Origin of the sequence: Dyadobacter sp. CY351, assembly GCF_021502625.1 — a bacterium.
GTDB lineage: Bacteria > Bacteroidota > Bacteroidia > Cytophagales > Spirosomataceae > Dyadobacter > Dyadobacter chenhuakuii.
In genome coordinates, this window is sequence record NZ_JAKFFU010000007.1 from 50,219 (window position 1) to 77,048 (window position 26,830).

Genomic DNA, 26,830 nt, shown 5'->3' on the forward strand with positions numbered 1-26,830 from the left:
ATGGCAACATTACTGCCAGTTGCTTGTCCAGTTATAAGGATCAGGTCCGGTGACACTGCCGCTAGTCGGATAGCCGGAAGCATTCAGTAAGTATGTGTAATGCGTGGCAACAGGGTTTTTGGCCGGTTTTTTCAGATACTTGTTTTCCACGAGGTTCAATGTCTTCGGAGGAAACAATTTTGCGTCCATTTTGAGATTGAACTGGCTGAAATGAGCAGACTTATCTGCATGTTTCAGATAGTATTCGTAGCTCACTTTATTCACAATCGCGCCGTCCGCATCATAGCGCTCCTGGAAAGAAACATTTTGGTCGTCATAGTAATACACCAGATGGCCATCAGGGAGATTATTTTCCCGGTAATATTCCTTAACCACCTTTCCGGCCTGATAAATGTAATCGGTCTGTATCACATCCGTAATGTTGCCGCCGCTCGTATAAAATGTTTCAACTTTCCGGGTTGCGTATTGATTTACAAGATCATACACAATGTCGGAGCTCTTTTTGCCGCCGTAAACGGTTGTGTAGATCACTTTGTCAGGGGCATAAGTCAAAGTTGTGACATAAGCTCCGCCTTCGGTCCGGTAACTTTTGAGTGAATTATTCGCATTGTACTGAATGTCCGTTATGTCATAGCCGGGCATTGTGGTTTGTAACAGAAGCTGCCCCACAACGAATGCATTCGCATCCGTTTTTACGTTTTTAGTCATGGCAGGATCGGGCATTTTCTCACTTTTTTCACAAGAGAAAATAGCAATGGACAGGAGCAGGATCAGTCTCGCCGAGAGGCTGCAAGGGAATAGTTGTTTTGTCATAATAGCTTTACTTTTTCTGTAAATAGATGTTGCAATAAGGTGAAAACAGTTGTGAGGTTATTACCAACGAGGACGAACAGCCGGGGCCATTTATCAGGCGGCAACTGCCTTTTATCATGCGGTTGCCGACAATCTCAAATCAATTGTCCTGTTTCCCCTGTTTTTTAGCTTTTGGCAGATATTAATCGTATCTTACAAGATGGGCAGCCGAATGTCCAGCGCATGCTTTATGAGACTTAGCAATGAAACCAACCCCAGAGCAGTTAAGAGACTTTTTCAAGTCTAATTTTTTCCAGGCTGATCAATCGTTTGAATATAACCAGGAGGCGGCGATAGCCGATTTTTACAGGCGTTTTTACGGAGCCGGCGACGTGGCGGATCCGATCCCTAACCCGCGTAAATGGCAGACAACCTATGTCAGGAAGTATGCTGTGAAGGCATTCATGCGCACGAAGGATGGAAACATTCATCACGTCATCTTTAAACAGGATTTAGATAATAACCTGATCACTAATTTTGATGGCTCGGCATGGCAGGGAGATCCCAATCTGGTAGATGTTTGGCAGGAGTACTATGAGTCAGACAATAACCTTGCAGTGAGTGGCTGGTAGCAATTTTTGGGGACTTTTGTGGAGGTAAACAGCAGGAGTGTAAAGTATTGTTTTTAAAACTATTCGAGAAAAGTAAAAAGTTGTATTTTAGCGACAACCGTAACCCACTATCAGAATATTATGAGCATACTTTACATTGATCATGAGATCAATAATCTCAATTCCTTTAAAGCTTCCTTCCGGAGAGACGCGACAATTTACCTCGCCGACACCTTGGATAAGGGCCTCAAAGTTTTAGAAGAAGAACAAATCGATGTCATTTTCGTCGATCACCAGATGCCTGATATGACGGGTCTGGAATTCTTGAAAATGGCGTCCAAACAATATCCTGAAAGTATCCGCGTCCTGCTCACAGGACAGGCTTACAATGCTGAATTCAAGCATGCGGAAGTGAAAGGTTATCTCCACAATTTTGTAACAAAACCGTGGGATGAACAGGATTTAAGACGGCTGATCATCACCAATATGATGTAAAACATTTAAGAAGCAGTGAGTGAGCGTGTTCCGGCAAGGGGCACGCTCATTTTTCTTTGAGGGGTGCCAGTTATTGAAATGCTAAAAAAATTGCCACAGCAATATTTGTTGGAAATATTTTTTACATTGTGTTTTCAATATCAACATTCCTCATGAAGTCGCCGTTTCGGTCCAATTAGGCTGTATTCGGCCATTTCATAACCCGGTAATCTTCCATTTTTATTTCCTGAAATATTCGATGAAAAGACGAGATTTTATGCAAATGACAGGAATGGGCGCAGGAGCTTTAATGCTTTCGTCCGTGCCAGTTGTGGGAAATCCTGTGAGCGCCGCGCATCTGCTCGAACCCTGGATTGATGTCGCTGCCAAGAAAAAATTTGCAGAAATCGCTCTCAATGCGGCCAAAAGCAAAGGCGCAACCTATACCGACGTCCGGATCGGGCGCTACTTACAGCAATATTTATTTACACGTGAAAAACAGGTTCAGAATATCGTGAATACGGAGTCCTACGGCGTTGGGATCCGGGTAATAGCGAACGGAACCTGGGGTTTTTCGGCCACCAGCGATGTAACGGCCGAGGGCATTGCCAAGTGCGCTGCAACGGCTGTGGAGATTGCGAAAGCGAATTCTAAATTTCAAAAAGAACCGGTCGTGTTGGCTGAACAGAAAGGAGTTGGCGACAAAACCTGGAAGACGCCGATCAAGAAGAATGCATTTGAAATACCCATTCAGGAAAAGATTGATCTGCTCATGAATGTGAATGGTGAGGCCATGAAAAACGGTGCGGGCTTCGTCACCTCCAACATGTTTTTTGTGAATGAACAGAAATATTTTGCTTCGTCCGACGGCTCATTTATCGACCAGGACGTGCACCGCATATGGCCTACATTTACGGTAACAGTCACCGATAAAGCTGCCGGTAAATTCAAAACCCGCGATGCCATCAGCTCGCCCATGGGCATGGGCTATGAATATCTGGATGGCTTAGCTTCGGAAAAAATCGCCGGCCCGAATGGTCTGGTCGGTTACCGGAACTCTTACGACATGGTGGAAGATGCGATCAATGCAGCGAAGCAGGCTAAGGAAAAAATGACTGCAAAATCGGTGCTTCCCGGCAAGTATGACCTGGTCCTGGATCCCAACCATCTTGGCCTAACCATTCACGAATCCGTTGGGCACCCCACTGAGCTGGATCGTGTGCTGGGTTATGAGGCCAATTATGCAGGGACAAGTTTTGCAACATTGGATAAATGGGAGTCTAAAAACTTCGCCTATGGCAGCAAACTCGTAAACATTGTGGCGGACAAAACGCAGCCGAATACGCTTGGGGCTGTCGGTTATGACGATGAGGGCGTGCCGTGCAAGGAGTGGGATATTATCAAAGATGGCGTTTTGGTGAATTACCAGGCCATTCGCGATCAGGTGAAGATCATTGGTGAAAAAGAATCGCACGGCTGCTGCTATGCCGATAACTGGAATTCCGTTCAATTTCAGCGGATGCCGAACATTTCGTTGAAGCCAGGCACTGAGAAACGGAGCGTAATGGACATGATCAAAGGTGTGGAAAAAGGCATTTATATCATTGGCCGGGGTTCGTATTCCATTGATCAGCAGCGTTATAACTTCCAGTTTGGCGGTCAGGTGTTTTATGAAATCAAGAACGGGGCAATCACAGGCATGCTGGATGACGTTGCTTACCAGTCCAATACACAAGAGTTCTGGAATTCCTGTACACAGCTTTGCGACAAGGACGATTACCGGACATTCGGGTCGTTTTTCGACGGAAAAGGGCAACCTGCACAAGTGAGCGCAGTGTCACACGGAAGTTCAACGTCCCGTTTTGACGGAGTGAATGTGATCAATACGGGACGGAAGATATAAGGATTGAATGACTGAATGAGTGAATGAGTGAATGATTTGCTAATGCATACCCTTGTTGGGCCGGCATGTATAGCTTCAATATCAATCATCTACTGTAACATTCAATCATTCACTCATTCACTCATTCAAAATTGAAATCAACATGGCTATTTTATCCAGAGACGAAGCGAAGAAAATAATTGATAAAGTATTGGCATTTTCCAAAGCCGATGAAATAAGCGTAGGCCTTTTTGGCAACCGGACAGGCAACATTCGCTACGCACGCAATTCCGTATCCACAAGCGGAGAAACGACTGATCTTTCCTTGTCCGTAACGTCTGTTTTTGGCAAGAAATCAGGCACGTCAACCATTAATGAGTTTGATGATGCTTCTCTGGAAAAGACAGTAAGACGAGCAGAAGAAATAGCCAAACTCGCACCCGACAACCCGGAATATGTCCCTATGCTTGGGCCCCAGCAATATCTTGAAACCAATTCTTTTGCGGAAAGCACGGCAGCGATCAATCCGGATTATCGCGCCAAAGCAGCTTTCGATAGCATTGATCCTTGCATTAAAAAGAATCTGACCGCGGCTGGTTATCTGGAAGATGCGGCCGGATTTAATGCAATGGGCAACAATAAGGGGCTTTTTGGTTATAACAGATCTACCTCCATTGATTTTTCTATCACTGTTAGAACGGCCGACGGCAAAGGCTCCGGCTATGCTGCGCGGGATTACAATGATGCCTCTAAGCTCAGCACCGCTTCGGCAACAGAGGTTGCGATGCAAAAGGCGATGGCTTCTGCAACGGCAAAAGCATTGGAACCCGGAAAGTACACCGTAATCCTGGAACCGACTGCGGGCGTTGATCTTTTGGATAACATGATGCGCAGCATGGATGCGCGTAATGCGGATGAAGGCAGAAGTTTTTTGGGTAAAAAAGGAGGTGGAACGCGGCTCGGTGAAAAGCTTTTCGATGAACGCGTGAACATTTATTCAGATCCTCAAAATCAGGAAATCCCCGGATCGCCATTCAGTGGCGATGGCAGGCCACAGGAGAAAGTGATATGGATAGAGAATGGTGTGGTTAAAAATATGTCTTACTCGCGCTTTTGGGCACAAAAACAAGGTGTTAAGGCCATTGCTCCTCCATCCGGATTTATTTTTCAGGGTGGAAATGAATCTTTGGCCGATCTTATCAAAGGAACTGAAAAGGGCATTCTGGTAACCCGGCTTTGGTATATCCGCGCTGTGGACCCGCAGACATTGCTTTACACGGGCCTGACGCGGGATGGCACATTCTACATTGAAAACGGGCAGATCAAATATCCGGTTAAGAATTTCCGGTTTAACGAAAGTCCGGTTATCATGCTCAATAATATAGAGGCGATTGGCAAGCCTGTTCGCGCGGGCGGCAACCTGGTACCGCCGCTGAAAATCCGCGATTTCACATTCACGAGTCTCTCGGACGCAGTTTAGCGCACATGACCACTCATGTATTTTTAATTTCCTTACATAAAAAGTGCATTGAATCTGTTGCAGCTTTTCGCTAGCTTATGCTGCATTACGCCTTTTATTCCAATGACCCAATTCGTCACTATTAGCAACCATATACTTTGAAACGCAGAGACTTTATACAATTGGCTGGACTCGGAACCGGAGCGTTCATGATGCCTGCTTTTGCAATGGGCAGAAATGTCTCCCCCGAAGCATTTCTTGAAAAAAGCGTGGATGTAGCCGTCAAAAAACGACTGGCTGATGCCGCGCTGAATGCTGCAAAATCCAAAGGCGCTTCCTATGCCGACGTCAGGATCGGACGTTATCTCAATCAGTTTGTGGTAACCCGTGAAGACAAAGTGCAGAACATTGTAAACACAGAATCCTACGGCGTGGGCGTGCGGGTGATTGCCAACGGATGCTGGGGGTTTGCCGCTGTTGTTGATGTAAATAATGAGGCTCAAATGGCAAAAGCCGCCGAAGATGCCGTGGCAATTGCGAAAGCGAATGCAAAGCTGATGAAAGAGCCTGTGCAACTGGCCCCGCAAAAAGGCTTTGGTGAAGTGAGCTGGAAAGCGCCGATCAAGAAAAATGCTTTCGAAGTGCCTATTAAGGAGAAGGTTGACCTGCTGCTTTCTGTAAATGATGCAGCGATGAAGAATGGCGCTAATTATGTGAATTCAGTGCTTTTTTTAGTCAATGAACAAAAATATTTTGCTTCCACCGATGGTTCCTACATTGACCAGGACGTTCACCGGATCTGGCCGATCTTCAATGTTACGGCCATTGATCCGAAAAGTGGAAAATTTGAAACCAGGAACGCATTAAGCGCACCAATGGGCATGGGTTACGATTATCTGCAAGCTAACCCGTCCGACAAAATTACCGGCGTGACCACGCGCTACAACAAAGGTTACGACATGCTGGAAGATGCTACTGCGGCAGCCAAACAAGCCAAAGAAAAGCTGACAGCAAAATCGGTGGAGGCAGGCAAATATGACCTTATTCTGGATCCGTCGCACCTCTGGCTGACTATTCACGAATCCGTCGGCCACCCGCTCGAACTGGATCGTGTGCTCGGTTATGAGGCCAATTTTGCAGGGACTTCTTTTGCAACATTGGATAAATGGAAATCCAAAAACTTCCAGTATGGCAGCAAACAAGTGAACCTGATCGCCGACAAATTACAGGAAGGATCTTTGGGAGCTGTTGGCTGGGATGATGAAGGTGTTAATACAAAGAAATGGGACCTGGTGAAGGATGGTGTGTTAGTCAATTATCAGGCAATCCGCGACCAGGCGCACATTATCGGTGAGAAAGAGTCGCATGGCTGCTGCTATGCCGATAGCTGGTCTTCCGTACAATTCCAGAGAATGCCGAATGTTTCGCTGGCTGCTGGCAAGACGCCGTTATCCGTGGACGACATGATCAAGGATGTCAAAAAAGGCATTTACATTATTGGCGACGGCTCGTTCTCGATTGATCAGCAGCGCTATAATTTCCAGTTTGGCGGACAGTTGTTTTATGAAATCAAGGACGGTAAGATTGTCGGCATGCTGAAAGATGTAGCTTATCAATCCAATACACAGGAGTTCTGGAATTCTTGCGTGCAGGTTTGTGATGAAAAGGACTATCGTCTCGGCGGCTCATTCTTCGACGGCAAAGGCCAGCCCTCGCAATCCAGCGCTGTATCGCACGGAAGTTCGACAACGCGTTTTAACGGGGTTAATGTGATCAATACAGCCAGAAAAATATAACCAGCCATGTCTATCATACTATCTGAATCAGAAGCAAAGGCATTAATGCAGAAAGTGCTGGCTTACTCCAAAGCGGACGAATGCGAAATTAACCTGCTGGGAGAGGAGCGGGGCAACCTGCGTTACGCAAGGAACGAAGTGTCCACAAGCGGATCGCTGGTCAACCAGAATTTATCTGTACAATCGGCTTTTGGCAAAAAAGTGGGTGTCGCCACCATTGATGAATTCAGCGATGAGTCGCTGGAAAAAGTGGTAAGGAGGTCTGAGGAGCTCGCTCAGCTTGCGCCCGAAAATCCTGAATATGTGAGCATTCTGGGTCCGCAGACTTATCTCAAATCTTCCGGTTTCTTCGAATCGACGGCTGGCATCAATGCTGATAAGCGCGCCGATGCCGTTGCGAAAAGCCTGGAACTATCGAGAGGAAAAAACCTGACGGCAGCGGGCTTCCTGGACAACCAGAAAGGCTATTCCGCCATGATGAATTCCAAAGGGTTATTCGCTTATTACCCAAGCACAAGCGTCAACTTTTCCCTCACGGTTCGCACGCCGGATGGCACGGGCTCTGGCTACATTGCGCGGGGTTATAGTGATGTAAACAAGCTGGATACGGCTGCTGCAACGAGCATAGCGATCCAGAAAGCGATGGGTTCCATGAATGCGAAAGCATTGGAGCCGGGAAAATACACCGTCATTCTGGAACCAACGGCGGCGGCGGTTTTACTGGAAAATATATATTTCAATTTTGATGCAAGAAGCGCTGACGAAGGCCGCTCCTTTTTAAGCAAGCCAGGCGGGAAGACCAAGTTGGGCGAGAAAATCGTCGACGAGCGCGTGAACATTTACTCCGATCCCACGCATCCGGATCTGCCGGCATCGCCCTGGGCAGGAGATGGGCAGCCTTTGAACAAAATGGCGTGGATAGAAAAAGGGGTTGTCAAAAACATGGTCTACTCGCGCTATTGGGCTCAGAAAAACAACGTAAAGGCCGTTCCTTCTCCCAGCAATGTGATTATGGACGGAGGAACCGCCACCATGGAAGAGCTGATCAAATCCACCAAACAGGGGATTTTGGTTACCAAACTCTGGTATATCCGGGAAGTGGACCCGCAAACATTGTTACTGACCGGCCTTACGCGGGACGGCACATTTTACATTGAAAATGGCGTTATTAAGCATCCGGTCAAAAATTTCCGTTTTAACGAAAGTCCTGTCATTATGCTGAACAACCTCGAAACATTGGGTAGATCAGAAAGGGTTGTGAGTACGGAATCGGATAGGAATTATATGGTTCCGCCAATGAAAATCAGGGAGTTTACTTTTTCTTCACTTTCCGACGCGGTTTGAAGCCTTTTTTCTTTACTCGAATTCAATACACGTCCGGAAACTGGGACACCGACCAGCGAATGCCGTCCAATCTGCTGCATTCGCTGGTTGAATACACCACAATTCCGATTGATGAGAAGGAAAAAGTTGTACAATTGAACAGCAATGAAATTTTCAAAAGTCCTTTTTGCTACCTGAGCGGGCACAAGCTGGTTGAGTTTTCCACGCAGGAAAGGGACCATTTTCGTCGATATGTGCAAAATGGCGGCTTCGTTTTTGTGGACGATTGCAATCATGATATCGATGGACTTTTCGCCAAATCGTTTGAGCAGGAAATGGAACGGACGTTTGGTCCCAAAGCCTTGCAAAAGATCCCCAATAACCACCCTATTTATTCCAGTTTTTTCAAATTTGAGGAAGGGCCGCCAACGACTTCATTCGAGTTGAATGGCTGGGGCGATGATCTTGTGCATGATTATCTCAAAGCGATTACGATCAATGGACGGATCGGTGTGTTATATAGCAATAAAGATTACGGCTGCGAATGGGATTATGATTTTCGTAACAAGCGTTTTCTGGCAGTTGACAATACACGTTTTGGTGTGAATATTGTAGTCTATGCGCTAAATGCATAGCCAGTTTAGCATGATTAACACGATCATTACACTTGTCGACTTTTAACTTTTTAACAAATAAAACTGCATTCTGAGGTTTGGAAAAATTGGAGTTGAGCCATTACAAAGAGCTGGTTGCAAGGCTGCCGCTTCTGAAAAAGGAAATTGCCAAAGTGATTGTTGGTCAGCAGGAAGCGATTGATGAAATATTGATTTCCCTGCTTGCGGGAGGACATTGCCTGTTGGAAGGCGTTCCGGGTTTGGCAAAGACATTAATGGTAAAAACCATGTCCGAAGCGCTGCATATGAGCTTCAAAAGGATCCAGTTTACGCCCGATCTGATGCCCGGAGACATTGTAGGGACCGAAATTCTGGAAGAAGATCATGAAACCGGCAAGAAATTCTTCAAATTCAACCGCGGCCCTGTGTTTGCGAATGTAGTGCTGGCCGATGAAATTAACCGGACGCCACCTAAAACGCAGGCCGCATTGCTCGAAGCCATGCAGGAAAAAACTGTAACATACGGCGGAACCAACTACGAGCTTCCGAACCCATTCCTGATCATTGCAACGCAAAACCCGATCGAGCAAGCAGGCACCTATCCATTGCCTGAGGCGCAGCTCGATCGGTTTTTGTTGTATATCAAATTAAATTATCCCAATGAGCAGGAAGAGCTTGATGTGCTGAAAGGCACAACCGGATCGCTGAGGCCTGGCATTAACCGTGTCCTGGCCGACACGGAAATCGTTGCCTTACAACAGCTGACCCGGCAAGTTCACATTAGCGACGAGCTGATTACGCGGATCAATAAGCTTGTTAGGGCAACAAGGCCCGAGGGAAGCCCATCGGATTTTGTAAGGGAATGGTGCGATTGGGGAGCGGGGCCCAGGGCAGGGCAGGCGCTCGTACTCTGCGCAAAAGCCCGCGCGGTCCTGCACGAACGTTTCGCGGTGATTCCGGAAGATATTCAGACATTGGCTTACCCTGTATTACGGCACCGGATCGCCATGAATTTTCGTGCGGAGGCAGAAGGCATAACCACCGATCAGGTGATCGATCAATTGCTGCCTGCTGTGAAGAACTGATGTTGGTCGGGTGACACAACTCAGTTCCGTTTTTCTAATTCCAGAGACATTTAACATTAATCATATGACAGCGACCACCGGCCTGCTTGCTTCGCAGCTCATCAAGCTGAAAAATCTGCAACTGACCGGCAAGCTGGTGAGCGAGGAGCTGATGTTGGGAATCCATGCCAGCAAGCGGTCGGGGATAGGAGTGGAGTTTGAGCAATATCGGCATTATGAGCCCGGGGATGATCCCAAACGGATTGATTGGAAGCTGTTTGCGCGCACGGATAAGCATTTGATCCGCGAATCCTCAACGGAGAGCGATAAGCAGGTGCGGTTTGTGCTGGACCTTTCCGGTTCCATGAATTATGTTGAAAATGGTGTGAGCCGGTTGCAGTATGGGCAGATTTTATTGGCCTCACTGGCTTATCTCTGCTACATTCAGAATGATCAAATGTCGCTTTATACATTGAAAGACAGCTCGATCCACACCATTTCCGCGACTGGCGCATCGTCTTCCGGTAAGCTGGCTTTCCAGAAGATTTTGGTTGGTTTAGAGAAAACTATTGCGAGTGGAATGTGGGATAGGGAATCCAAAACCGGTCAGAAAATCAAGTTCCCTGAGTTTCAATCGAAGAAAAAGGAGCAGCTGATTTTTGTAAGTGATTTTTTGCAAACACACGACGAATGGCTGGATATGATCCGTTCCCTTGCGGGGCCTTATCGTGAAATCGTTGTATTTCAAATCCTTGGTGATCAGGAAATGGATTTTAACCTCGAAGGTTTCTATCGTTTTAAGGATTTGGAAACAGGTAAGGAGATAGAACTGGACGCAGGATCTGTTCGGGAGAAATTCCGTGAATCGGCTGAGCGGTATTTACTTCAATTGAAGGAGGCCTTGCAGATCCCGCATGTGACCCTGGTGCGTGTGCGCATGAGCGACCCCATAGGAATGGTTTTGAAGGCATATTTAACCAAACGGAAAGGATAAATGGGATTTCTGAATCCATATATGCTTTGGGGAATGCTTGCGGTTGCTTTACCGGTAATTATCCATTTCTGGTATCAAAAAAAAGGCAAACAGATTGCCTGGGCGGCTTCACAATGGCTTGTGGATAAGACTTCGTTAAAGCACCGAGGCATTAGAATAGACGAAATTCCCCTGCTTCTGATCCGCTGTTTACTAGTGATTTTACTTTCAATGCTGCTGAGTGGGCCTATCTTAAACCAGTTCGGCAGGGATCAGGAAAAAGAGCAAGTGCATCTGGTCCAGGCTGACCCAAAGGTGACCAGTAACTTTCGTTTCGAGCTTGAAAATGCATTGCAACGGAAAGAAAGGGTCGTCTTCATTAGCGATGATTTGAAGCCTCTGGCAGACCTAACGAACATTCCTGAGACAAAGGGCAGCTTATTCTTTTTACAGCAGAACATTAATAGCATTGTTGGGGATAACACGCATTTGAATTTATATCTGCTTAATAATCAGGATATAAGCAGGTTGCCAAAAATTCTGATCCCTGGAACTTACAAATTATATGCAGTTAAGGATTCAGCGCAGCAGGCGGAGAACCCTTTGATCGGTTTCGCTCAGAAAACGGGTCGCGATAACATTAATGTTTTGATTGACTACGAAAATCAGGGCGAAGCGGAGACGGTTCAGGCTGGCTTGGAAGCATTGAAAGATGTTTTTGAAATTCCTGTCAGCATTGATATGGCAACCGGGTTAAAAAGCAAATACGATTGGATATTTACGGATAAGCCAATTACCCTGCGAAATGAGCAAACTTTGTATGTTATTCCCCGAAAAGGCATTGATAATCAGGTGTTTGATAATGTCATTTCAGTAAGTGATTCATTGCGGTTGGCGACATCCGCAATGGTGCAGAACGGACAGTTGCCCGAGTGGCTAGGTGAAATGTTGATCACGCATTATCAATTAGATAAAAATCTGAGGCCTTTAAGCCAAAGGCAGTTGGAATCAGCATTTGGCAGCGTGGAACCGCTGAAAGAGCAGCATTCGGATGGTTTGTATCAATGGTTATTGTTATTGTTTGTGCTGGTAGTCATGCTGGAACGTTGGATTTCACTCAATCACAAAACGGTGCACAATGCATGAGTTAAGGAAACTGATCGGTTTGGTGACGAGCCAGCTGTATGTGAGCGCGATTTTCCGTTGCTTGCTGCTGGCCGGTTCTGCCTACCTTTTCGTTTCGGTTTTTGCAGGTCCGTTGCATATGCTCAGCATATTTGCTGCGTTTGCGGCATTGGGAGCCGGGATTGTTTTCACAGGGATTTATAAAAACAACAGGGAAAAGGCTATCTCGCTGATTCACAACCATGTCGGTGAAACGGAATACAGCCTCCACCTCCTGGAAAAAACCGAATTGAATGTTGCAGAGCAATTGCAGTTAGAGCGCATCGCGAACCGCAATTTTGATTTTCCTATCAACAAACTTTATAACGGCCTCATCGCCTATTTGGCCCTGTTTCTGTCTGCGGTGGCATTTTATATCATTTATCCATCCATTTCATTTAATGAAAATAAAACAGGCGATGAGCACATAAGGAAACAAGAGCCACAAAAAGCGAATGTTACCCTCGCACCCAGATACGAATCTGCCACCATCAACATTGCGCCACCCGGCTATACAAAGTTGCCTAAGCAGCAGTTGAGTGACCTGAATGTGAGTGTTGTAACCGGCTCGGCGTTAACATGGAATGTGAAATTCACCCATTCAGAAAACCTGGTCCTTCGTCTCGCTAACAGCCAGGGTGAGGAGGTCTCGTTTCGAAGGCAGAATAGCCTTTTTACACATTCAGACAAGATTACAGGATCCGGGTTGTATTCCATTAAGGGTTATTGGAAAGATTCGCTTATATACCAATCTGATTTTTACCGGCTCGAAGCCTTGCCCGATCTTGCGCCAAAAATAGAGCCTGCATCAAAAGAATTGTATAAATATCATTTCCTGAAAGACACTAAGACGATCAAGGTTACGGCAAAAATTTCGGACGATTTCCGTGTTAGCCAGGCATTTATTGTAGCCACGCTCGCACGCGGCTCCGGGGAAAATGTGAAGTTCCGCGAGGTGAAATTCCCATTATCCCCGACAGATTTTAAAGACGCTGATTTACAAAAGGTGATCGACCTCAATGAGCTAAACTTTACTCCGGGCGACGAACTTTACTACTATTGGGCAGCAGTTGACAACAAGTCGCCTCAGCCAAATTTCAGTAAATCAGACACTTACTTCTTGGTTTACAAAGACACTTCCCAAGTCGAAGAAGCAGAACTGGCAACAATGGCCGTGAACATTATGCCTGAATATTTCAGAAGCCAGCGACAAATCATCATTGACACCGAAAAATTAATTGCCAAACGTAAAAAGATCCCTGCGAAGGAATTTGCTTCTGTTTCCAATGAGATTGGTTTTGATCAAAAGGTGCTGAGGCTGCGTTACGGGCAGTATTTGGGAGAGGAATTTGAAACGAGCATTGGCGGCGGCGGTGCACCGCCGGAAGCCGATGGCGGCAATATGCTGGATGCTTTTACGCACAAGTCGGATGGTGAGGGAGAAGCTTCGCACAGCCGCGCTGCGGACAGCCGCGCAGCAGAGCCGGAGCATCAGCACGACCATGACGGGCACGCGCATGAAAAAGCGCATGGGGATGCAGGAGAGAAGGATCCGCTGGCGGCATTGATGGAGCAATATGTTCATGCGCATGACGATGCGGAGACGAACACATTTTATGAACAATCGACGCGGAGTTTGCTGAAAATGGCCTTAGAACAAATGTGGCAATCGGAGTTGCATTTACGGTTGTATGAGCCGGAAAAAGCGCTCCCGTTTGAGCATAAGGCCCTTGAATTCTTAAAAACTGCTCAGCAAAAAGCCCGGACGTATGTCAAAAAAAGCGGTTATGATCCGCCGCCGATCAAGGAAAAAGAAAAGCGGTTGAGCGGTGAATTGAAGCAGATCAGCACAGATTTAAGCGTTGAAAAGTTCTATAAAAATAAAACGGTTGCTCAGCTGGCAGCAGAAGTTTCAGGATTTTTGGGCTACGAAAAGCTTGACAACGAACAACGGGCCAGATTGCGACTGGCTGGCACTGCATTCTCAGACCGGCTCATGAACAGCGGACCGTTCAATGGCGGGTTAGGGAATTGGGAAATGATTGGCACGCTTCAAAAACTTGTTAATGGGAGAAAGTTGTCGTCCAATGAAAAACAGCGCCTGAGAAACGGTTTATACAAATACACCAATCATTCTGAGCAAAGCCGAAGCCATTATTCCAGCGAGAAAAGGTTGGAAGAAGCATTTTGGAGAAAGCTGCATTAAATTAAAAACAGCTGGTTGGCTCAACAAATACGTATGATTCAATTCGATTTTAACTGGTCTGAGCCCATTAACCTCATTATTCTGGCACTTGCGCTGTTACTGTTGCCTTTGCAACTGTGGCTGATCTTGCGCGCGCAAAAGGATAATCAATTGACCCCGCGGCACTGGCTCAGACTGAGCCTGAACGTGTTGTTATGGTTGGCTGTTGTGGCTTTTATCATTCGGCCATATTTGCTCAAAAAGGCAGAAACGGTTACGGGTTTTATAGTTGGTGATGATATTCCGTCATCGTATGCTAATGCATTAACAGACAGCATTAACAGTCTTAAAAAAACGGTTTCCAGCGATATTAAAAGTGCAAGATTTGATACACTGATTCTGGCTGGCCAGGATTTTCAGCCCGAAATATTTAACACAATCCTGCAAGCCGCGCCGAAGCGAATTCAGTGGATTCCCTATTTGCCGGAAGACAAATGGCAGCAGTTACACTGGAAAGGCGTTGTTCGAAAAGGGGAGATGCAGGTTGTGCAGGGTAATGTGCTTTCATCCAAACCGCAGGTTTTGAAATTAAAATACGGTGCTAATGTGCTCGATAGCATTGCATTACAAAAAGGGTTTAATCAATTCCGCCTGCAATTTCCGGTGTTTACGGAAGAAAGGACGCTTATTGAGCTTGCTATGGGCAGCGAAATTCGAGATACAATCCGTTTCTATGCGCGGCCATCACAGAAACTCACATTTCAGTTTTTACTGGACAGCCCTGATTTTGAAAGCCGGGCGCTGGCAAACTGGCTCGGCAAAGCCGGGCACGCCGTGATCTATGCAGCAACATTGTCCAAAAACATCCGGAGTCAGGAGACAATTAATAGAGCGACGGATCCTGACGTTGTCGTAACTGACGCAGGAAATGTTAACAATAAATTGGTTAAGAAGGTCTTAGCAGCTGGTAAAAGTGTTTTGTTTATTAATGTTACCAAGCCAGATGATGAGATCAAGGCAATAAACGCTTCCTTGGGAACCCAGCTGAAGGTGAAGAGGATATCGGTGGAGGAATCCGTTTCGGTAAGTCCCGGGCTTACGGCGCTGCCCTTTCGTTTCGTGCCGGGCAATCGTTATTTTACCTCCGGGACACTGCCTATTGCATTTGAGAGGATTCGCGGAATGGTAGGCGTGAGCTTATTAAATGAAACTTTTCCACTGCAACTGGCAGGAGATAGTGCTGCTTATCAAAAGGTTTGGGATGCAATGCTGGCACCCGTTGTGCCCGCAACCACCAATAACATTCAAGTGCAGGCACCTTTGTTCGAGGGCGTTGATACCGAGGTGACATTGAATGGATTTTCTAATATATCAAATTTCATAAAGATCGGTTCCGACTCAGTCTTTTTAAGCACTTCACCTATAAATGAGGGATCAGCCAAGGCCTTTTTTAAGCCCACAGAAATTGGCTGGATAAGCTCGCGCGACTCTCTGAAAATGGAAATGTTTGTTGAAAATCAGGCTACTGCCGGAGATCTTTATAACACAGCCAGGCTAACGAACTTCATAAAAATCTACAACAGCCTGCAAAAAAAGTTGCGGAATGAAACCGGCATTTCATCGCAACATTCAAACGAAGTCAAGCAAAAACTTCCGGATTGGATGTGGTTTGCATTGATTATTGTTTGCTTTCTTGCCGTGTGGATTGAACGGAAATTATAGCCACTCTTCGAATTACCATGCATTTTCAACCATGTAAAAGCTCCTTGACGCCTGCTTTTCTTAAAATTACTTGTCCCAGCCGTTCCTTGGAAATGCCGTTTTCGATTTGGTAGGTGTTGACAAAGTCGTCGCCGGCAATATTGGTTCTGAAACATCTGAAGCACAGCTGCACATTGCTTTCATAATGTTTAAGCAGCGGTTCCAAATGCGTGGAAACGAGAAATAGTGACTGCTTTTTTCTTGCAAAACCATCGATTACCGTCATAGAACAATGTAGAGAGTCTTCCTGGTTGGTGCCGCGGAACAGCTCGTCAATAATAACGAAGCAGGATTCTTGTGCATGGAGGGCTTCCGCAATGACTTTGATACGCATAACCTCGCCGAAAAAGTGGCTGTAACCTAACGCAATGTTGTCGGAAAGGTGAATGGACGTGAATAATCTGTCTGCAAATGTTAGTTGAAGCATTGCTGCGGGAACGGGAAAGCCGGCATGCGCGAGATAGACGGCGATCCCGCACGTTTTTAGAAAAGTAGTTTTACCACTCGTATTGGCTCCCGTAAGCATGCAAACGGGGGTTTGGCTATGTAGGGCAAGACTGTTGGGAACCGCATTTTCGATCAAAGGATGCCATAGCTGTTCTGCCGTAAAATGGACTTGTTCGGCATTTGCTACAAAAATTGGAAATTGAAGATTATGAATAGTGGCTGTTAGGGCAATGCTCCGGAGCGCATCGAGCTTGTAGAAAATGTCCAGTATTCTCCGAAAGTCTTTCTTATTTGAGATGCGTAGAAAGTAATCCCAGAAGAAAATAGTCCGCCTGGTCAGCTTGCTATCCTGTATCTTCAGCAAACTATTCATGCCTTTTTTATTAAGAAGAGCTTTCACGAAAAGAATGTCATCAGCCAGAAGTTCAGGCAGTGCTTCGGGAAGTTCAGAGATCATTTCTTCAATGGCTTTTAAAAGTCTGAATGTTGCTGTAAAACCGCTTCGGACAATGTAAAACTCGGAAGGACTACGCCATGAGAAAATCCAGGTGTCGAACCAGTGCTGGAACACATCCTGCGACATGGAATAGGCAATGTTGGAAGCATAGTACGCCTCTGCTGCGGATACGTAAGTTCTGGGAATGTCTACTTTGAATGCATCCGGCATTTGAATAAATGCTTTCAGCAGTTCCTGAAATGAATGTATTTCATCCAGCGAGCGCTTTGGCTTTAACAGCATTTCCCGCAGGCAATCCCGACCGCCTTCGGTCGCAGTATAGTCAAAAAAATGAAGAATGCTGGGATCCCGCGAGCTTTTGGGAAGGATTTGTAATTCTTGGAGCGTTTGGGGATCGATGGGATGCATTTTGAAGATTTCGATGATCTTCAAAATTATACATTAACCGATAAGCGAAATCTTAAAAATAGTTAAATCCCACGCGTCAAATACGCTGATTTACAGGCAATGTCAGTTCAAAAATGGCGCCTTCGCCCTCTTTGCTGGACACAGCAATGCTTCCGTTGTGCTTGTCAATGATCTTTTTGGTAATGGCCAGACCAATCCCGGATCCTTCATACTTGTCTTTGGTATTTAACCGCTCAAACAGAGAGAAAATCTTCTCGTTATACAGCTCGTCAAAACCAATGCCGTTGTCAGAAACCGTAATGTAGCAGGTCGCTGCCGTTGAAGCGTCTTTCAATGCACCTTCCGCTTCCTCGTGGACGCCTCCCGAAATGCGTATTACCGGTGCAAGCCCGGGTTTGGAGAACTTGATAGAGTTGCTGATCAGGTTTTGGAAAACCTGTTTAATTTGCCCTCTGTTGACTTCTATATCAGGCAGTTGGTCAACTATAACCTCTGCGTTCCTTTCCAAAATGAGGATCTCATAATCTTCCAGCACCTCATTGACTACCTCATTTAAGCTGGTCAATGAATAGTTGTTAAGATTAGTTGAAAGCCTTGAATAACTTAGTATATCGGTGATCATGTTGCGCATTCTTTGAGAAGATGCGATGATTTTGTCCAGATATGTAATGTTCTCTTCCGTCAGCTCATTGACAAGCTTGTTCCTGAGCATCGTGGAGAAAATCAATATTTTGCGCAGCGGCTCCTGCAAGTCGTGGGAGGCTACGGATGCAAATTGTTGCAGGTCGTGGTTGCTGGTTTCCAGCTCGGTGTTAATTTCTGCGAGACGTAAGTTGTTCTGTTTCAGTAGTTGTTGGATTTCTTTCTGAAAAGACAAGTCTGTCAATATAATGCTGAGCGCCGGGCCTTCGTCCAATTGCAGCATGGTTACGGACAGCTGGCAGGGAACCTGCGCGCCGCCTCTGCTAATGCAAAGCTCTGTTTTGCTATCCTCGCTCCAACCGTTATCGAAAAGATCCAGGTATATTTCAAGAAATCCATCGGCAATGAAATCGGCAAAATGCAGCCCCACCACCTTCGAAAGCGGGAGATTGATCATAGAGGCAAACATAGAGTTGCAATACAATATCAGGCCCTCATGATTGAGCGTTACAGCGCCTTCATTCATTTTCTCAATGAATACGCGGTAGGTTTGATCAGCGGTTTTCAATGTATAAAGCTGATGCCCGCCATCGGGATTCTGAACAACCAATGCGTCCACTTGGCCTGAACGGATCGCATGGATGGTCTCCGTAGCTTCTTCAAGTTGCGCGTGCAGCTCTTCGTTCTCCCTTAACAGCTCTTCATATGTCTTATGCGTGTTCATGTTCCAATTGAAATTCCCAGACCTTTGAGTACTTTTTCTGTATCGGACATGTCTCCGATCAGTCTTCGTGCCGGTAGCGGCGCACTTTTAATGAGTAGAGGTAAGGCAATGATCTGTTCTTTTTCAGCTATGGTTTTTTGTTGGTAAACATCAATGATTTCCAGAGAGTATCTGCCTTTGAGGTATGTTTCACAGATTTCCTTCACATTAACTACCGCCCTTCTGGAATTGATGGACGCGCCTGTAATGAATAGCCTTAGCTCGTACTGAATCTCAGCTTCATCCCCATTTGACGGGCTAATGTCTGTGTTATCGCTCATTCTGTTCTCTTTGCAGGGCGTATATTTAGTCCAACCAATACTTTTTCCTCGTTCGAAAGGTCGCCGATAATCTTGCGGATTGGCTCAGGGACTTTTTTCACAAGCGTAGGAATTGCAAGTATCTGGTCGCCCTCCGCCAATTGCGGCTGTAACAGCAGATCAACTACTTCAATGACATATTTATCCTTTAAATATTCTTCACAATATTTTTTAAGATTAGCGAGCGCGGTGACCGATTTGGTGGTTTTGCCGGCTACATACAATCTTAGCTCCCATATTTCGTCTGATTCTTCCATTTATATCTGATTGGTGCGGTTATTACTCTTTTTTGTTGCCATCCCGAATCTGGGAAAGTTCCTGCCGATTCTTTTCGAAGACTTCTTTTTTGAGTTCCTCTTCAATAAAGGTTTTATTCAACTCCTCTTGCAAGGATGCGAATTCTTCTTTCAGGCTTTCAATTTTCGCTTCCAGCACCATTTTCTTCCGCTCAATCTCTCTATCCTTTCTTGTTACTGCATGGTCGCGCAAGACAACGCCCGTTCGTTCGAGCAGTTGTTGTGCCGCTCTCGCTGATCCGGTAAGTACGCCCTCTGGTCCAAGGAACACATCCACCAGATCCAATCCATTATCACTGATCACAAACTCCCGGACCTGATTGGAATGCTTCATTCCACGGGATTTCATCACATAAAGGCCCCTGTTGCGCTCTCCGTTCATCTCAATGTCGCGAACAAGCAGCCAGGCGTCTACCAGCGAAGAAACACTTTCGTCCGTCTGTTCGGAAATGCTGTCGTTTAACGAGAGCGCTGTAAACATGACGGTGGTTCCTTCTGCCTGAAGAAAATCGATCAGCCTAATGAGCACACTTTTTACTTCACTTACCGTCCCGACCGTGATTAGGTTCGTTATCGGATCTACGACAACTGTTTTTGGTTTAAATTGCGAGATCAGTTTGTTTATAGAAAGCAAATGCATTTCCAGCCCGTTCAATGTTGGGCGGGAAGCATGGAATTTCAACAGGCCATTATCTATATGACCTTGTAAATCGACGCCTATGGAGCGCATGTTGCGCACGATCTGTTTGGGCGATTCTTCAAATGCAAAATAAATGCAGCGATCGCCATTCAGGCAGGTTTCGTTAGCAAATGAGCCTGCAATGCTAGTTTTCCCAGTTCCGGCGGTTCCTGACACAAGAATGCTGCTTCCTTCAAAAAAACCTTCTCCGCCCAGCATTTTATTCAATGCCGGAATCCCGGATGAGATGCGTTTGCTGGAAGCATTGTGAGACAAGGTCAGGGAAGTGACGGGCAAAACTGAAATGCCGTCTTCATCAATCAGGAACGGATATTCGTTGGTGCCATGTACTGAGCCTCTGTATTTGACAATTCGGAGCAAACGTGTCGAGATCTTATTGGCAACACGGTGATCCAGCAAAATCACGCAATCGGACACATATTCTTCCAATCCCTGGCGTGTCAGAGAGCCTTCCCCGCGTTCGCCTGTTATGATGGTCGTTACCTTTTTCTCTTTGAGCCATTCAAATAATCTCCGCAGTTCGGCGCGTATGATAGCCTCATTGTTCAATCCTGAAAAAAGACTTTCAATGGTGTCTAAAACAACGCGTTTTGCACCAATGCTGTCGATGGCGTGGCCAAGTCTGATGAACAGCCCGTCGAGGTCATACTCGCCAGTCTCCTCAATTTCACTTCGTTCGATGTGAACATGGTCCAGCTTGATCAGCTTGTCTTTTTGCATCCGGTCGAGGTCGAAACCAAGGGAAGCGACATTGACGGTCAATTCTTCACTTTTTTCCTCGAATGCAACGAACACTCCCGGCTCTCCGAATTGAAGTGCGCCATGAACAAGAAATTCAATAGAAAAAAGTGTCTTGCCGCATCCGGCAGAGCCACAAATCAATGTGGGCCTGCCCTGAGGAAACCCGCCGAGGGTGATTTCATCGAGACCTTTGATGCCTGTTCGTGCCTTCTGCAATGCTGGAAGACCGGTTATTGAGTCAGAGGAGTTGGAGTTCATTTGATTAAGCTATTCTGATTTCACTTCGGTTAAATGTGTGTTGGAAGCTGTTTTACAAATACCGTACCAATTGTTTTTTTGGGTTATTGCACAAAAAACATCCGTAACAATTGGTTCGTCTTCACCCAAAGTGCGTAGCTAGGAGAGAAACTGCTCGGTCAATTGAATGCCAAGCTGGTTGAATTCTTCAAATGTGCTGGGCTTGGTAATGAAGCTATCGGCGCCCGCCTGGTAAGCTTTCTCAATTAACAATGTGTTGGAAGAGGTGGAAATCATCACTACCGGGACAGCAGACAGATCCGCATCTGCGCGGATTGCGGCAATGGTTTCGAGGCCATTCATTTTGGGCATATTCATGTCCATCAGAATAAGTGATGCTTGTTGGCCGGAAAGCTGTTTCATTGCTTTGATCAGTTCCAGGCCGTTTTCAACCTCTATTATTTCGGTGGAGGCGTTGGCTGCCTGGATGGCTTGCCGCAGGAAGAAACGGTCGTCCTGATCGTCATCGGCCAAATAAATCGTCTTTTGTTCCTTCATTTGAAGCTTGTGATTTACAAATATAATTTGAAATATCACATTGCGTAAATCTTCCGCAGCTAATTAAGCTAAAAAACAGAGAGAATTTGTAAGCCCTTATTTACCAGGGCTCCCGTTTTTGTAATGCTCTACCTTTACAAACATTTCGATGATCGTGGAAACTTCAAGTTTCTCAAAAATGCGAGATTTATACGTGCTGACGGAGCTTCCTGTAATGTTCAGCTGTGTTGCTATTTCCTTCGTCCACTTGCCGTTCAGCAGCAGATCCATCACTTCCAGCTCCCTTTGAGACAGGTTTTCCAGCGGATGTTCACTGTTTGTATTGGCTTCGAAAGTGTGCCGCATGAGTTGTTGCTGAACAACGTCGCTTACATATCTTCCTTTTTCCAGGACGGATAAAATCGCCGTTTTGATGGTTTGTTGCGGCGAGTTTTTCGCAAGAAATCCGTTGGCCCCTGCTTTCAGGTAATGCATGGCATAAAGTGCTTCGTCCATGCCTGAAAACACCAGGATGCAAACTTTCGGTTGTAATTTCCTGATCCTCGGGATCATGTTGAAACCTTCGCCACCAGGAATGTCAATGTCCAGGATGATGAGATCAACGTGTGTGGACGCGACTTGTGTGAGTGCTTCTTCAAAATTGGATGCTTCCAGAATATTGGCCGAGCCAATGAGGTCGTTGATTAAAAAGCGGGTCGCCAGTCTGACAACTGAGTGGTCTTCTACAAGTAGTATTTGTTTCATTCTTGCTGTCAGGTGTTTCAAAGTGAGTATGTGAGCTTGCCTTCCTTTAAAAATAGCAAATTTAACATACAACTTCTTATCAATAGCCAAACATTTGTAGAAATTATTCTAAAACGTGCCCATGGACTTTGAATAGCATTCTTGAATCATCATATCATGCCAGCCGACAGCAACCTCCACAATTGCGTTTTTGAAGCCCTGAAAAAAAACGTATTAAGTTGATAATGAGCATAACGGTGGGTGTCATACGCATTAAGAGATCACCAGTTTACTAATCGGCAACAACCACGTCCAACCCTGATTCCATTAACTCTTTTTTTCTTGGAGCATCCAGATCCGGATCCGTGAAGAGACTATTAATCTGGGAAAGGCTGGCAACTTTTATATGGCTGTCCTTGCCGATTTTGGAAGAATCACATAATACAAACACTTGCGAAGCATTTTTAATGAATGCAGATGTGATTGACGACTCATGCTCGCTGTGTGCGGTAAGGCCATTTTGCGCCGAAATTCCATCGATTCCAATGAAAGCTTTGTGCGCGTGGTAACTTTCGATATGCGCGATTGCCTTGTGACCATGAACAGCCTTGCGCGATTTATCAATTTCACCGCCGATCAGGTTCAGGCTGATCGAAGGCGTGTCGATCAGCTCGGCCATGATTGGCAGCGAATTGGTAATGACCTTAATTCCTTTTCTTTTTTTCAGATAGCGGCACATTTTGAAAACCGTGCTGCCGCAATCCATAAATATAATGTCGTTATCGGCCACATAACCAGCGGCGAGCTGAGCAATCTTGTCTTTTTGATCTTCGTTATGACCTGCTTTGGCGGCAAAACTGGTTAGTACTAACCCCTCAATTTTCATTGCGCCGCCGTGCGTGCGCATGAGCAAACCTTCTGCCGCAATGTCGTGCAGATCACGGCGGATAGTTGCAGGCGACATGCCCAGTTTTTCGGACAATTCAAATACGGATAAGCTGCCAAACTCATCAACCGCAGCCATGATCTTTTTCTTACGCTCCTGGAAATTCATCTCAAAAATATTCTTTGATCAAAACTAATCATTTTTGATCAAAGAATAGCCATGTCTGGGAACAGAAACAAAGAAGCTTGTGCCTTCCGAAGAGGTCGATTCAAACCAGATTTTCCCGTTTTGCGCAGCCAAAAATTCTTGCGTCAGCAGCAAACCCAAGCCGACACCTTTTTCGTTTTTTGTGCCGTAAGTCGATTGAACATTCAGGGAAAACAGCACGGCTTGCTTATCCGGCGAAATCCCGATTCCATTGTCGCGAACCGTTATAATACATTCATTGCCGGATATCTCTGATTCAATGCTTACCTGTCCGCCTTCGGGTGTAAATTTTATGGCATTGCCGATCAGGTTCCTGAATACAACCTGCATCATATCACGATCCGCGAAAATTTCGATCGACGGATCAATTGCGTAGTTCAGTTTTATATCCTTCCTGATGGCGCTGCTTTTTTCCAGGGATAATGTCGAATTCAGCAGCTCATCCAGGTTCAAGGCCTCATTTTGAGCGGAAACACCATTTAATTGCGATTTTGACCAATTCAATAACTTGGATAGTAAAGCCATCGTGTCGTTTGTGGCATTCAGCAGTTCCCGCTTGATACCTTGCCGTTCCGTCTCGTCCAGATCATACTCTGTAAGCAATTCGAGGAAGCTCTGAATGCTGGCCAATGGCCCCCGCACGTCGTGTGCGACGATCGACATCAGTTTGTTCTTTTCTGCATTGATGCGTTCCAGCTCTACATTCTGTTTAAGAATCTGTTGGTTTTTCTCTGCTATAAACAGCGATTTCTCCACCGCCGACCGCCTTTCATTTTCATAGCTCCGCCGGATATAATCTGTGCAGATATAAGCCAATATGGCCACCACCACATACGAAGACATTTGATCCACTAACATTGCAAACCTGTTTACATACGTATAGGGCACGGTTTCCGGATAGTAATATTCAAAGACATTCAGCGCCAACACCACCGATATGTTGACGGGGATCCATATTTTGTACTGCTTTGCCGGGCTTATCCCAATGCTCAGCAACAGAAGAAGCAGGAAATAAAGATCCGTCGGCCCGCGGAGGCCGGAGTTCAAAAAGTAGTTGACCGTAAACAGTAAAAGCCCGACAATGTCGGCGATCAGGATAGAGATGCCAAACCGATGACGGAAACGCGAATTATAATATAAAACGGCAACTGCAACCAGGACTAGAAAGCTGATGAATGCCACTTTGGGCAAGCCGATGATGTAATTAAAAGGAACATTGTAAATCAGCGCAGCTAGGGAGATCAGGCAAACGGAGTGAAAAATCCGGGCATTTAGAGGGAATTCGTCAGATGACCCAGACAGTTTGATCCAAAAATTGTAAAGCTTGGATTCGGAACGCAAAACAGTAGCTTTATTTAGGTATGATAGGAAGGTATTTATTAGTGTAAATATCACGAATTAATGCGACGTATGCGCAAAGCGCCAAAGAAAATTAATGTGTTAAGCGAATTCCCGGACGCTAATTTTCCATTAGTTACAAATTCCAAAAAACCGGTAACCTTCCCGAGTGTGTAAATTTTCGAATTTGGTTAAGTTTTGTTTTAGTGTTAAACTCGTCCAGATATTCAGCATTGTGCCATACAATGGTCGGTAGTCATGCTAATATGCAAAATTTTATACTTAAAGTCGCTTGTGAATTCCCAAACTTTTAATATTCCTTAACCTCTTTTGAAAAAGTAATGAAACGTAGAGATGCCATTAAAGATTTATCTATGCTTCCGCTTGCAGGGAGTATTATGCTTCCGCAGAAAAAATCAGCTGAAACGGTCTCCCGCAATGCGGATGTAGCTGCGGGCAAGGAGATTTACCAGGCTATTGGTGTGGAGCCGATTATCAACTGTCGCGGAACGTTCACCATCATTGGCGGATCCATTGAAAGGCCGGAAGTAAGGGCGGCAATGGATGCCGCAGCTCAGGTTTTTGTGCAGTATGACGAGCTGGCATTCGGTGCCGGAAAGCGACTTGCCGAGCTTACCGGTGCGGAGTGGGGCCTGGTTTCGGCCGGTTGTGCCGCAGGGATGAAGCATGTTACGGTTGCATGTGTAACGGGTGGAAATCCCGAAAAGCTCATCCGTGTTCCCAACCTGGCTGGCTTTGATAAAACAGAGGTGATTATCCCGAGATACTCCCGCAATGTTTACGATCATGCGCTGCGCAATGTGGGCGTAACCCTGATCACGGTTGACTCCATCGAAGAGTTGTCGAATGCGATCAGCTCGCGGACTGCGATGATATACCTGATGGCTGGCGACGAGTCCATGAGCGGGCCTATGTCGCTGGAAGCGATCTCCAAACTGGCCAAGCCGAAAAACATTCCGGTCATGGTGGACGCAGCCGCAGAAGACCTTACTATTCCGAACGTGCATTTGAAAATGGGCGCGGATGTGGTGATTTATAGCGGTGGAAAGGCCTTATGCGGCCCGCAATGCGCCGGTTTGGTGTTGGGCAGGAAAGATTTGCTCATGTCTGCCTGGCAGGCAAGTGCTCCCCATCACGGTCCTGGTCGCGATAATAAGGTAGGTAGGGAAGAGACGATGGGAATGGTTGCTGCTGTGGAGGCATGGATTAAAAGAGACCATGCAGGAGAATGGAAAAAATGGCTTTCCTGGCTCGACAACATTTCCAAAAAAGTATCGACCATTGATTCCGTTAAAACAACGGTTGTTGAGCCGAAACAGCTCTCGAACCGTACGCCCCAGCTGAGAATTTCGTGGGACCCCGCGAAACTGAACATTACAGGTGAGGAAATCGCTGAACTTTTCGGACGCACAAAACCACGGATCGCCTTAGGTGGAGGAACGCGCGACGGGGCCACATTTGTATCGATCACGACCGGGCAAATGCAGCCGGGTGACGATAAGGTCGTTTCAGATCGGCTGTTTGAGGTTTTATCTCAAAAAAGAACGCCGCAAAAAGCGGAGATGACTGCTCCTTCGGTTTCTTTGAAAGGGCATTGGGAGGCGGACGTCGAGTTTTTCTCTTCTAAAAGCAAGCAAACGCTCATCATCGAGCAGGATGGCAACTGGCTTGAAGGTTCTCACAAGGGCGAGTTCAGCGTCCGCGAAATGCAGGGAACAGTGGAAGGAAATGAGTTTAAAATGCGCAGTACAGACCGTCAGCCGGGTGATGCCATCACATTTATGTTTTCGGGAACTGTTAAAGACGATGTGATGACAGGCTCCATTTACATGGGCGAATACATGACTGCGAAGTTCACGGCCAAAAAGCAGAAATTCAAAATGAAGCGTGAGAAAATCATGATCCCATCGGGCCCGCCTTTGGCAACTTAGCACTCGGTTTGCTTTTAGTGTGCTTGAATTTTAAATATTAGTATTTCAAAACAAAAA

At 46.0% G+C, this 26,830-nt stretch carries 23 protein-coding genes; 13 read left to right on the forward strand and 10 right to left on the reverse strand.

The genetic code is table 11. The annotated features are described in order from the left end of the window. Positions 1-9: 9 nt before the first annotated feature. Complete coding sequence (locus L0660_RS14495; RefSeq protein ID WP_235160115.1) at positions 10-813, reverse strand: hypothetical protein; 804 nt, start codon at positions 811-813, stop codon at positions 10-12. A gap of 242 nt (positions 814-1,055) precedes the next feature. Here L0660_RS14495 and L0660_RS14500 point away from each other — a divergent pair, with 242 nt between their 5' ends. The 12 genes from L0660_RS14500 (at position 1,056) to L0660_RS14555 (ending at position 16,059) form a co-directional block, all read left to right on the forward strand. After that, positions 1,056-1,424 (forward strand): hypothetical protein, encoded by a 369-nt coding sequence (locus tag L0660_RS14500; RefSeq protein ID WP_026629875.1) that lies wholly within the window; start codon positions 1,056-1,058, stop codon positions 1,422-1,424. A gap of 120 nt (positions 1,425-1,544) precedes the next feature. Next, positions 1,545-1,898: a response regulator gene (locus L0660_RS14505; protein ID WP_235160116.1), complete on the forward strand. Its 354-nt coding sequence runs from the start codon at positions 1,545-1,547 to the stop codon at positions 1,896-1,898. Between the two features lie 238 nt (positions 1,899-2,136). Continuing rightward, positions 2,137-3,780 (forward strand): TldD/PmbA family protein, encoded by a 1,644-nt coding sequence (locus tag L0660_RS14510; RefSeq protein ID WP_233797650.1) that lies wholly within the window; start codon positions 2,137-2,139, stop codon positions 3,778-3,780. Between the two features lie 142 nt (positions 3,781-3,922). Beyond that, positions 3,923-5,239, forward strand: a complete 1,317-nt coding sequence (locus tag L0660_RS14515; RefSeq protein ID WP_233797651.1) for a TldD/PmbA family protein — start codon at positions 3,923-3,925, stop codon at positions 5,237-5,239. A 137-nt stretch (positions 5,240-5,376) separates the two neighbouring features. Then, positions 5,377-7,014: a TldD/PmbA family protein gene (locus tag L0660_RS14520; RefSeq protein WP_235160117.1), complete on the forward strand. Its 1,638-nt coding sequence runs from the start codon at positions 5,377-5,379 to the stop codon at positions 7,012-7,014. A 6-nt stretch (positions 7,015-7,020) separates the two neighbouring features. Then, entirely contained in the window at positions 7,021-8,358 is a 1,338-nt protein-coding gene (locus L0660_RS14525) for a TldD/PmbA family protein (RefSeq protein WP_235160118.1), read from the forward strand. After that, a complete protein-coding gene (locus L0660_RS14530) occupies positions 8,355-8,972 on the forward strand; it encodes a DUF4159 domain-containing protein (RefSeq protein ID WP_233797653.1) in 618 nt (205 codons plus the stop codon). The genes L0660_RS14525 and L0660_RS14530 overlap by 4 nt, the downstream gene beginning before the upstream one ends. 77 nt (positions 8,973-9,049) lie before the next feature. Further along, positions 9,050-10,036, forward strand: a complete 987-nt coding sequence (locus tag L0660_RS14535; protein ID WP_233797654.1) for a MoxR family ATPase — start codon at positions 9,050-9,052, stop codon at positions 10,034-10,036. A gap of 64 nt (positions 10,037-10,100) precedes the next feature. Then, entirely contained in the window at positions 10,101-11,009 is a 909-nt protein-coding gene (locus tag L0660_RS14540) for a DUF58 domain-containing protein (RefSeq protein ID WP_235160119.1), read from the forward strand. Then, positions 11,010-12,134 carry a BatA domain-containing protein gene (locus L0660_RS14545; RefSeq protein ID WP_235160120.1) on the forward strand — a complete coding sequence of 375 codons (1,125 nt, stop codon included), beginning with the start codon at positions 11,010-11,012 and terminating at the stop codon, positions 12,132-12,134. Then, complete coding sequence (locus L0660_RS14550) at positions 12,127-14,358, forward strand: DUF4175 family protein (protein WP_235160121.1); 2,232 nt, start codon at positions 12,127-12,129, stop codon at positions 14,356-14,358. The genes L0660_RS14545 and L0660_RS14550 overlap by 8 nt, the downstream gene beginning before the upstream one ends. 33 nt (positions 14,359-14,391) lie before the next feature. Beyond that, positions 14,392-16,059 carry a hypothetical protein gene (locus L0660_RS14555; protein ID WP_235160122.1) on the forward strand — a complete coding sequence of 556 codons (1,668 nt, stop codon included), beginning with the start codon at positions 14,392-14,394 and terminating at the stop codon, positions 16,057-16,059. Between the two features lie 25 nt (positions 16,060-16,084). Here L0660_RS14555 and L0660_RS14560 read toward each other — a convergent pair whose 3' ends face one another. The 9 genes from L0660_RS14560 to L0660_RS14600 all read right to left on the reverse strand — a co-directional run bounded on the left by L0660_RS14560 (position 16,085) and on the right by L0660_RS14600 (position 24,824). After that, complete coding sequence (locus L0660_RS14560; RefSeq protein WP_235160123.1) at positions 16,085-17,434, reverse strand: MutS-related protein; 1,350 nt, start codon at positions 17,432-17,434, stop codon at positions 16,085-16,087. 52 nt (positions 17,435-17,486) lie between these two features. Next, positions 17,487-18,776 carry an ATP-binding protein gene (locus L0660_RS14565; protein WP_235160124.1) on the reverse strand — a complete coding sequence of 430 codons (1,290 nt, stop codon included), beginning with the start codon at positions 18,774-18,776 and terminating at the stop codon, positions 17,487-17,489. Further along, complete coding sequence (locus L0660_RS14570; protein WP_235160125.1) at positions 18,773-19,096, reverse strand: circadian clock KaiB family protein; 324 nt, start codon at positions 19,094-19,096, stop codon at positions 18,773-18,775. The genes L0660_RS14565 and L0660_RS14570 overlap by 4 nt, the downstream gene beginning before the upstream one ends. Continuing rightward, positions 19,093-19,392 carry a circadian clock KaiB family protein gene (locus L0660_RS14575; RefSeq protein WP_235160126.1) on the reverse strand — a complete coding sequence of 100 codons (300 nt, stop codon included), beginning with the start codon at positions 19,390-19,392 and terminating at the stop codon, positions 19,093-19,095. The genes L0660_RS14570 and L0660_RS14575 overlap by 4 nt, the downstream gene beginning before the upstream one ends. Before the next feature lie 22 nt (positions 19,393-19,414). Beyond that, positions 19,415-21,130 (reverse strand): circadian clock protein KaiC, encoded by a 1,716-nt coding sequence (gene kaiC / locus L0660_RS14580; protein ID WP_235160127.1) that lies wholly within the window; start codon positions 21,128-21,130, stop codon positions 19,415-19,417. Positions 21,131-21,268: 138 nt separating this feature from the next. After that, positions 21,269-21,667, reverse strand: a complete 399-nt coding sequence (locus L0660_RS14585) for a response regulator (RefSeq protein WP_235160128.1) — start codon at positions 21,665-21,667, stop codon at positions 21,269-21,271. A gap of 96 nt (positions 21,668-21,763) precedes the next feature. Next, a complete protein-coding gene (locus L0660_RS14590; protein WP_235160129.1) occupies positions 21,764-22,411 on the reverse strand; it encodes a response regulator transcription factor in 648 nt (215 codons plus the stop codon). Positions 22,412-22,682: 271 nt separating this feature from the next. Beyond that, positions 22,683-23,444, reverse strand: coding sequence for a DeoR/GlpR family DNA-binding transcription regulator (locus L0660_RS14595; protein ID WP_235160130.1), 762 nt, complete (start codon positions 23,442-23,444; stop codon positions 22,683-22,685). A 24-nt stretch (positions 23,445-23,468) separates the two neighbouring features. Continuing rightward, positions 23,469-24,824, reverse strand: a complete 1,356-nt coding sequence (locus L0660_RS14600) for a sensor histidine kinase KdpD (protein WP_235160131.1) — start codon at positions 24,822-24,824, stop codon at positions 23,469-23,471. Positions 24,825-25,162: 338 nt separating this feature from the next. Between L0660_RS14600 and L0660_RS14605 the strand changes: the two genes are divergently transcribed. Beyond that, on the forward strand, positions 25,163-26,773 hold the full coding sequence (locus L0660_RS14605) for an aminotransferase class V-fold PLP-dependent enzyme (RefSeq protein ID WP_235160132.1): 1,611 nt from the start codon (positions 25,163-25,165) through the stop codon (positions 26,771-26,773). Positions 26,774-26,830: the final 57 nt, after the last annotated feature.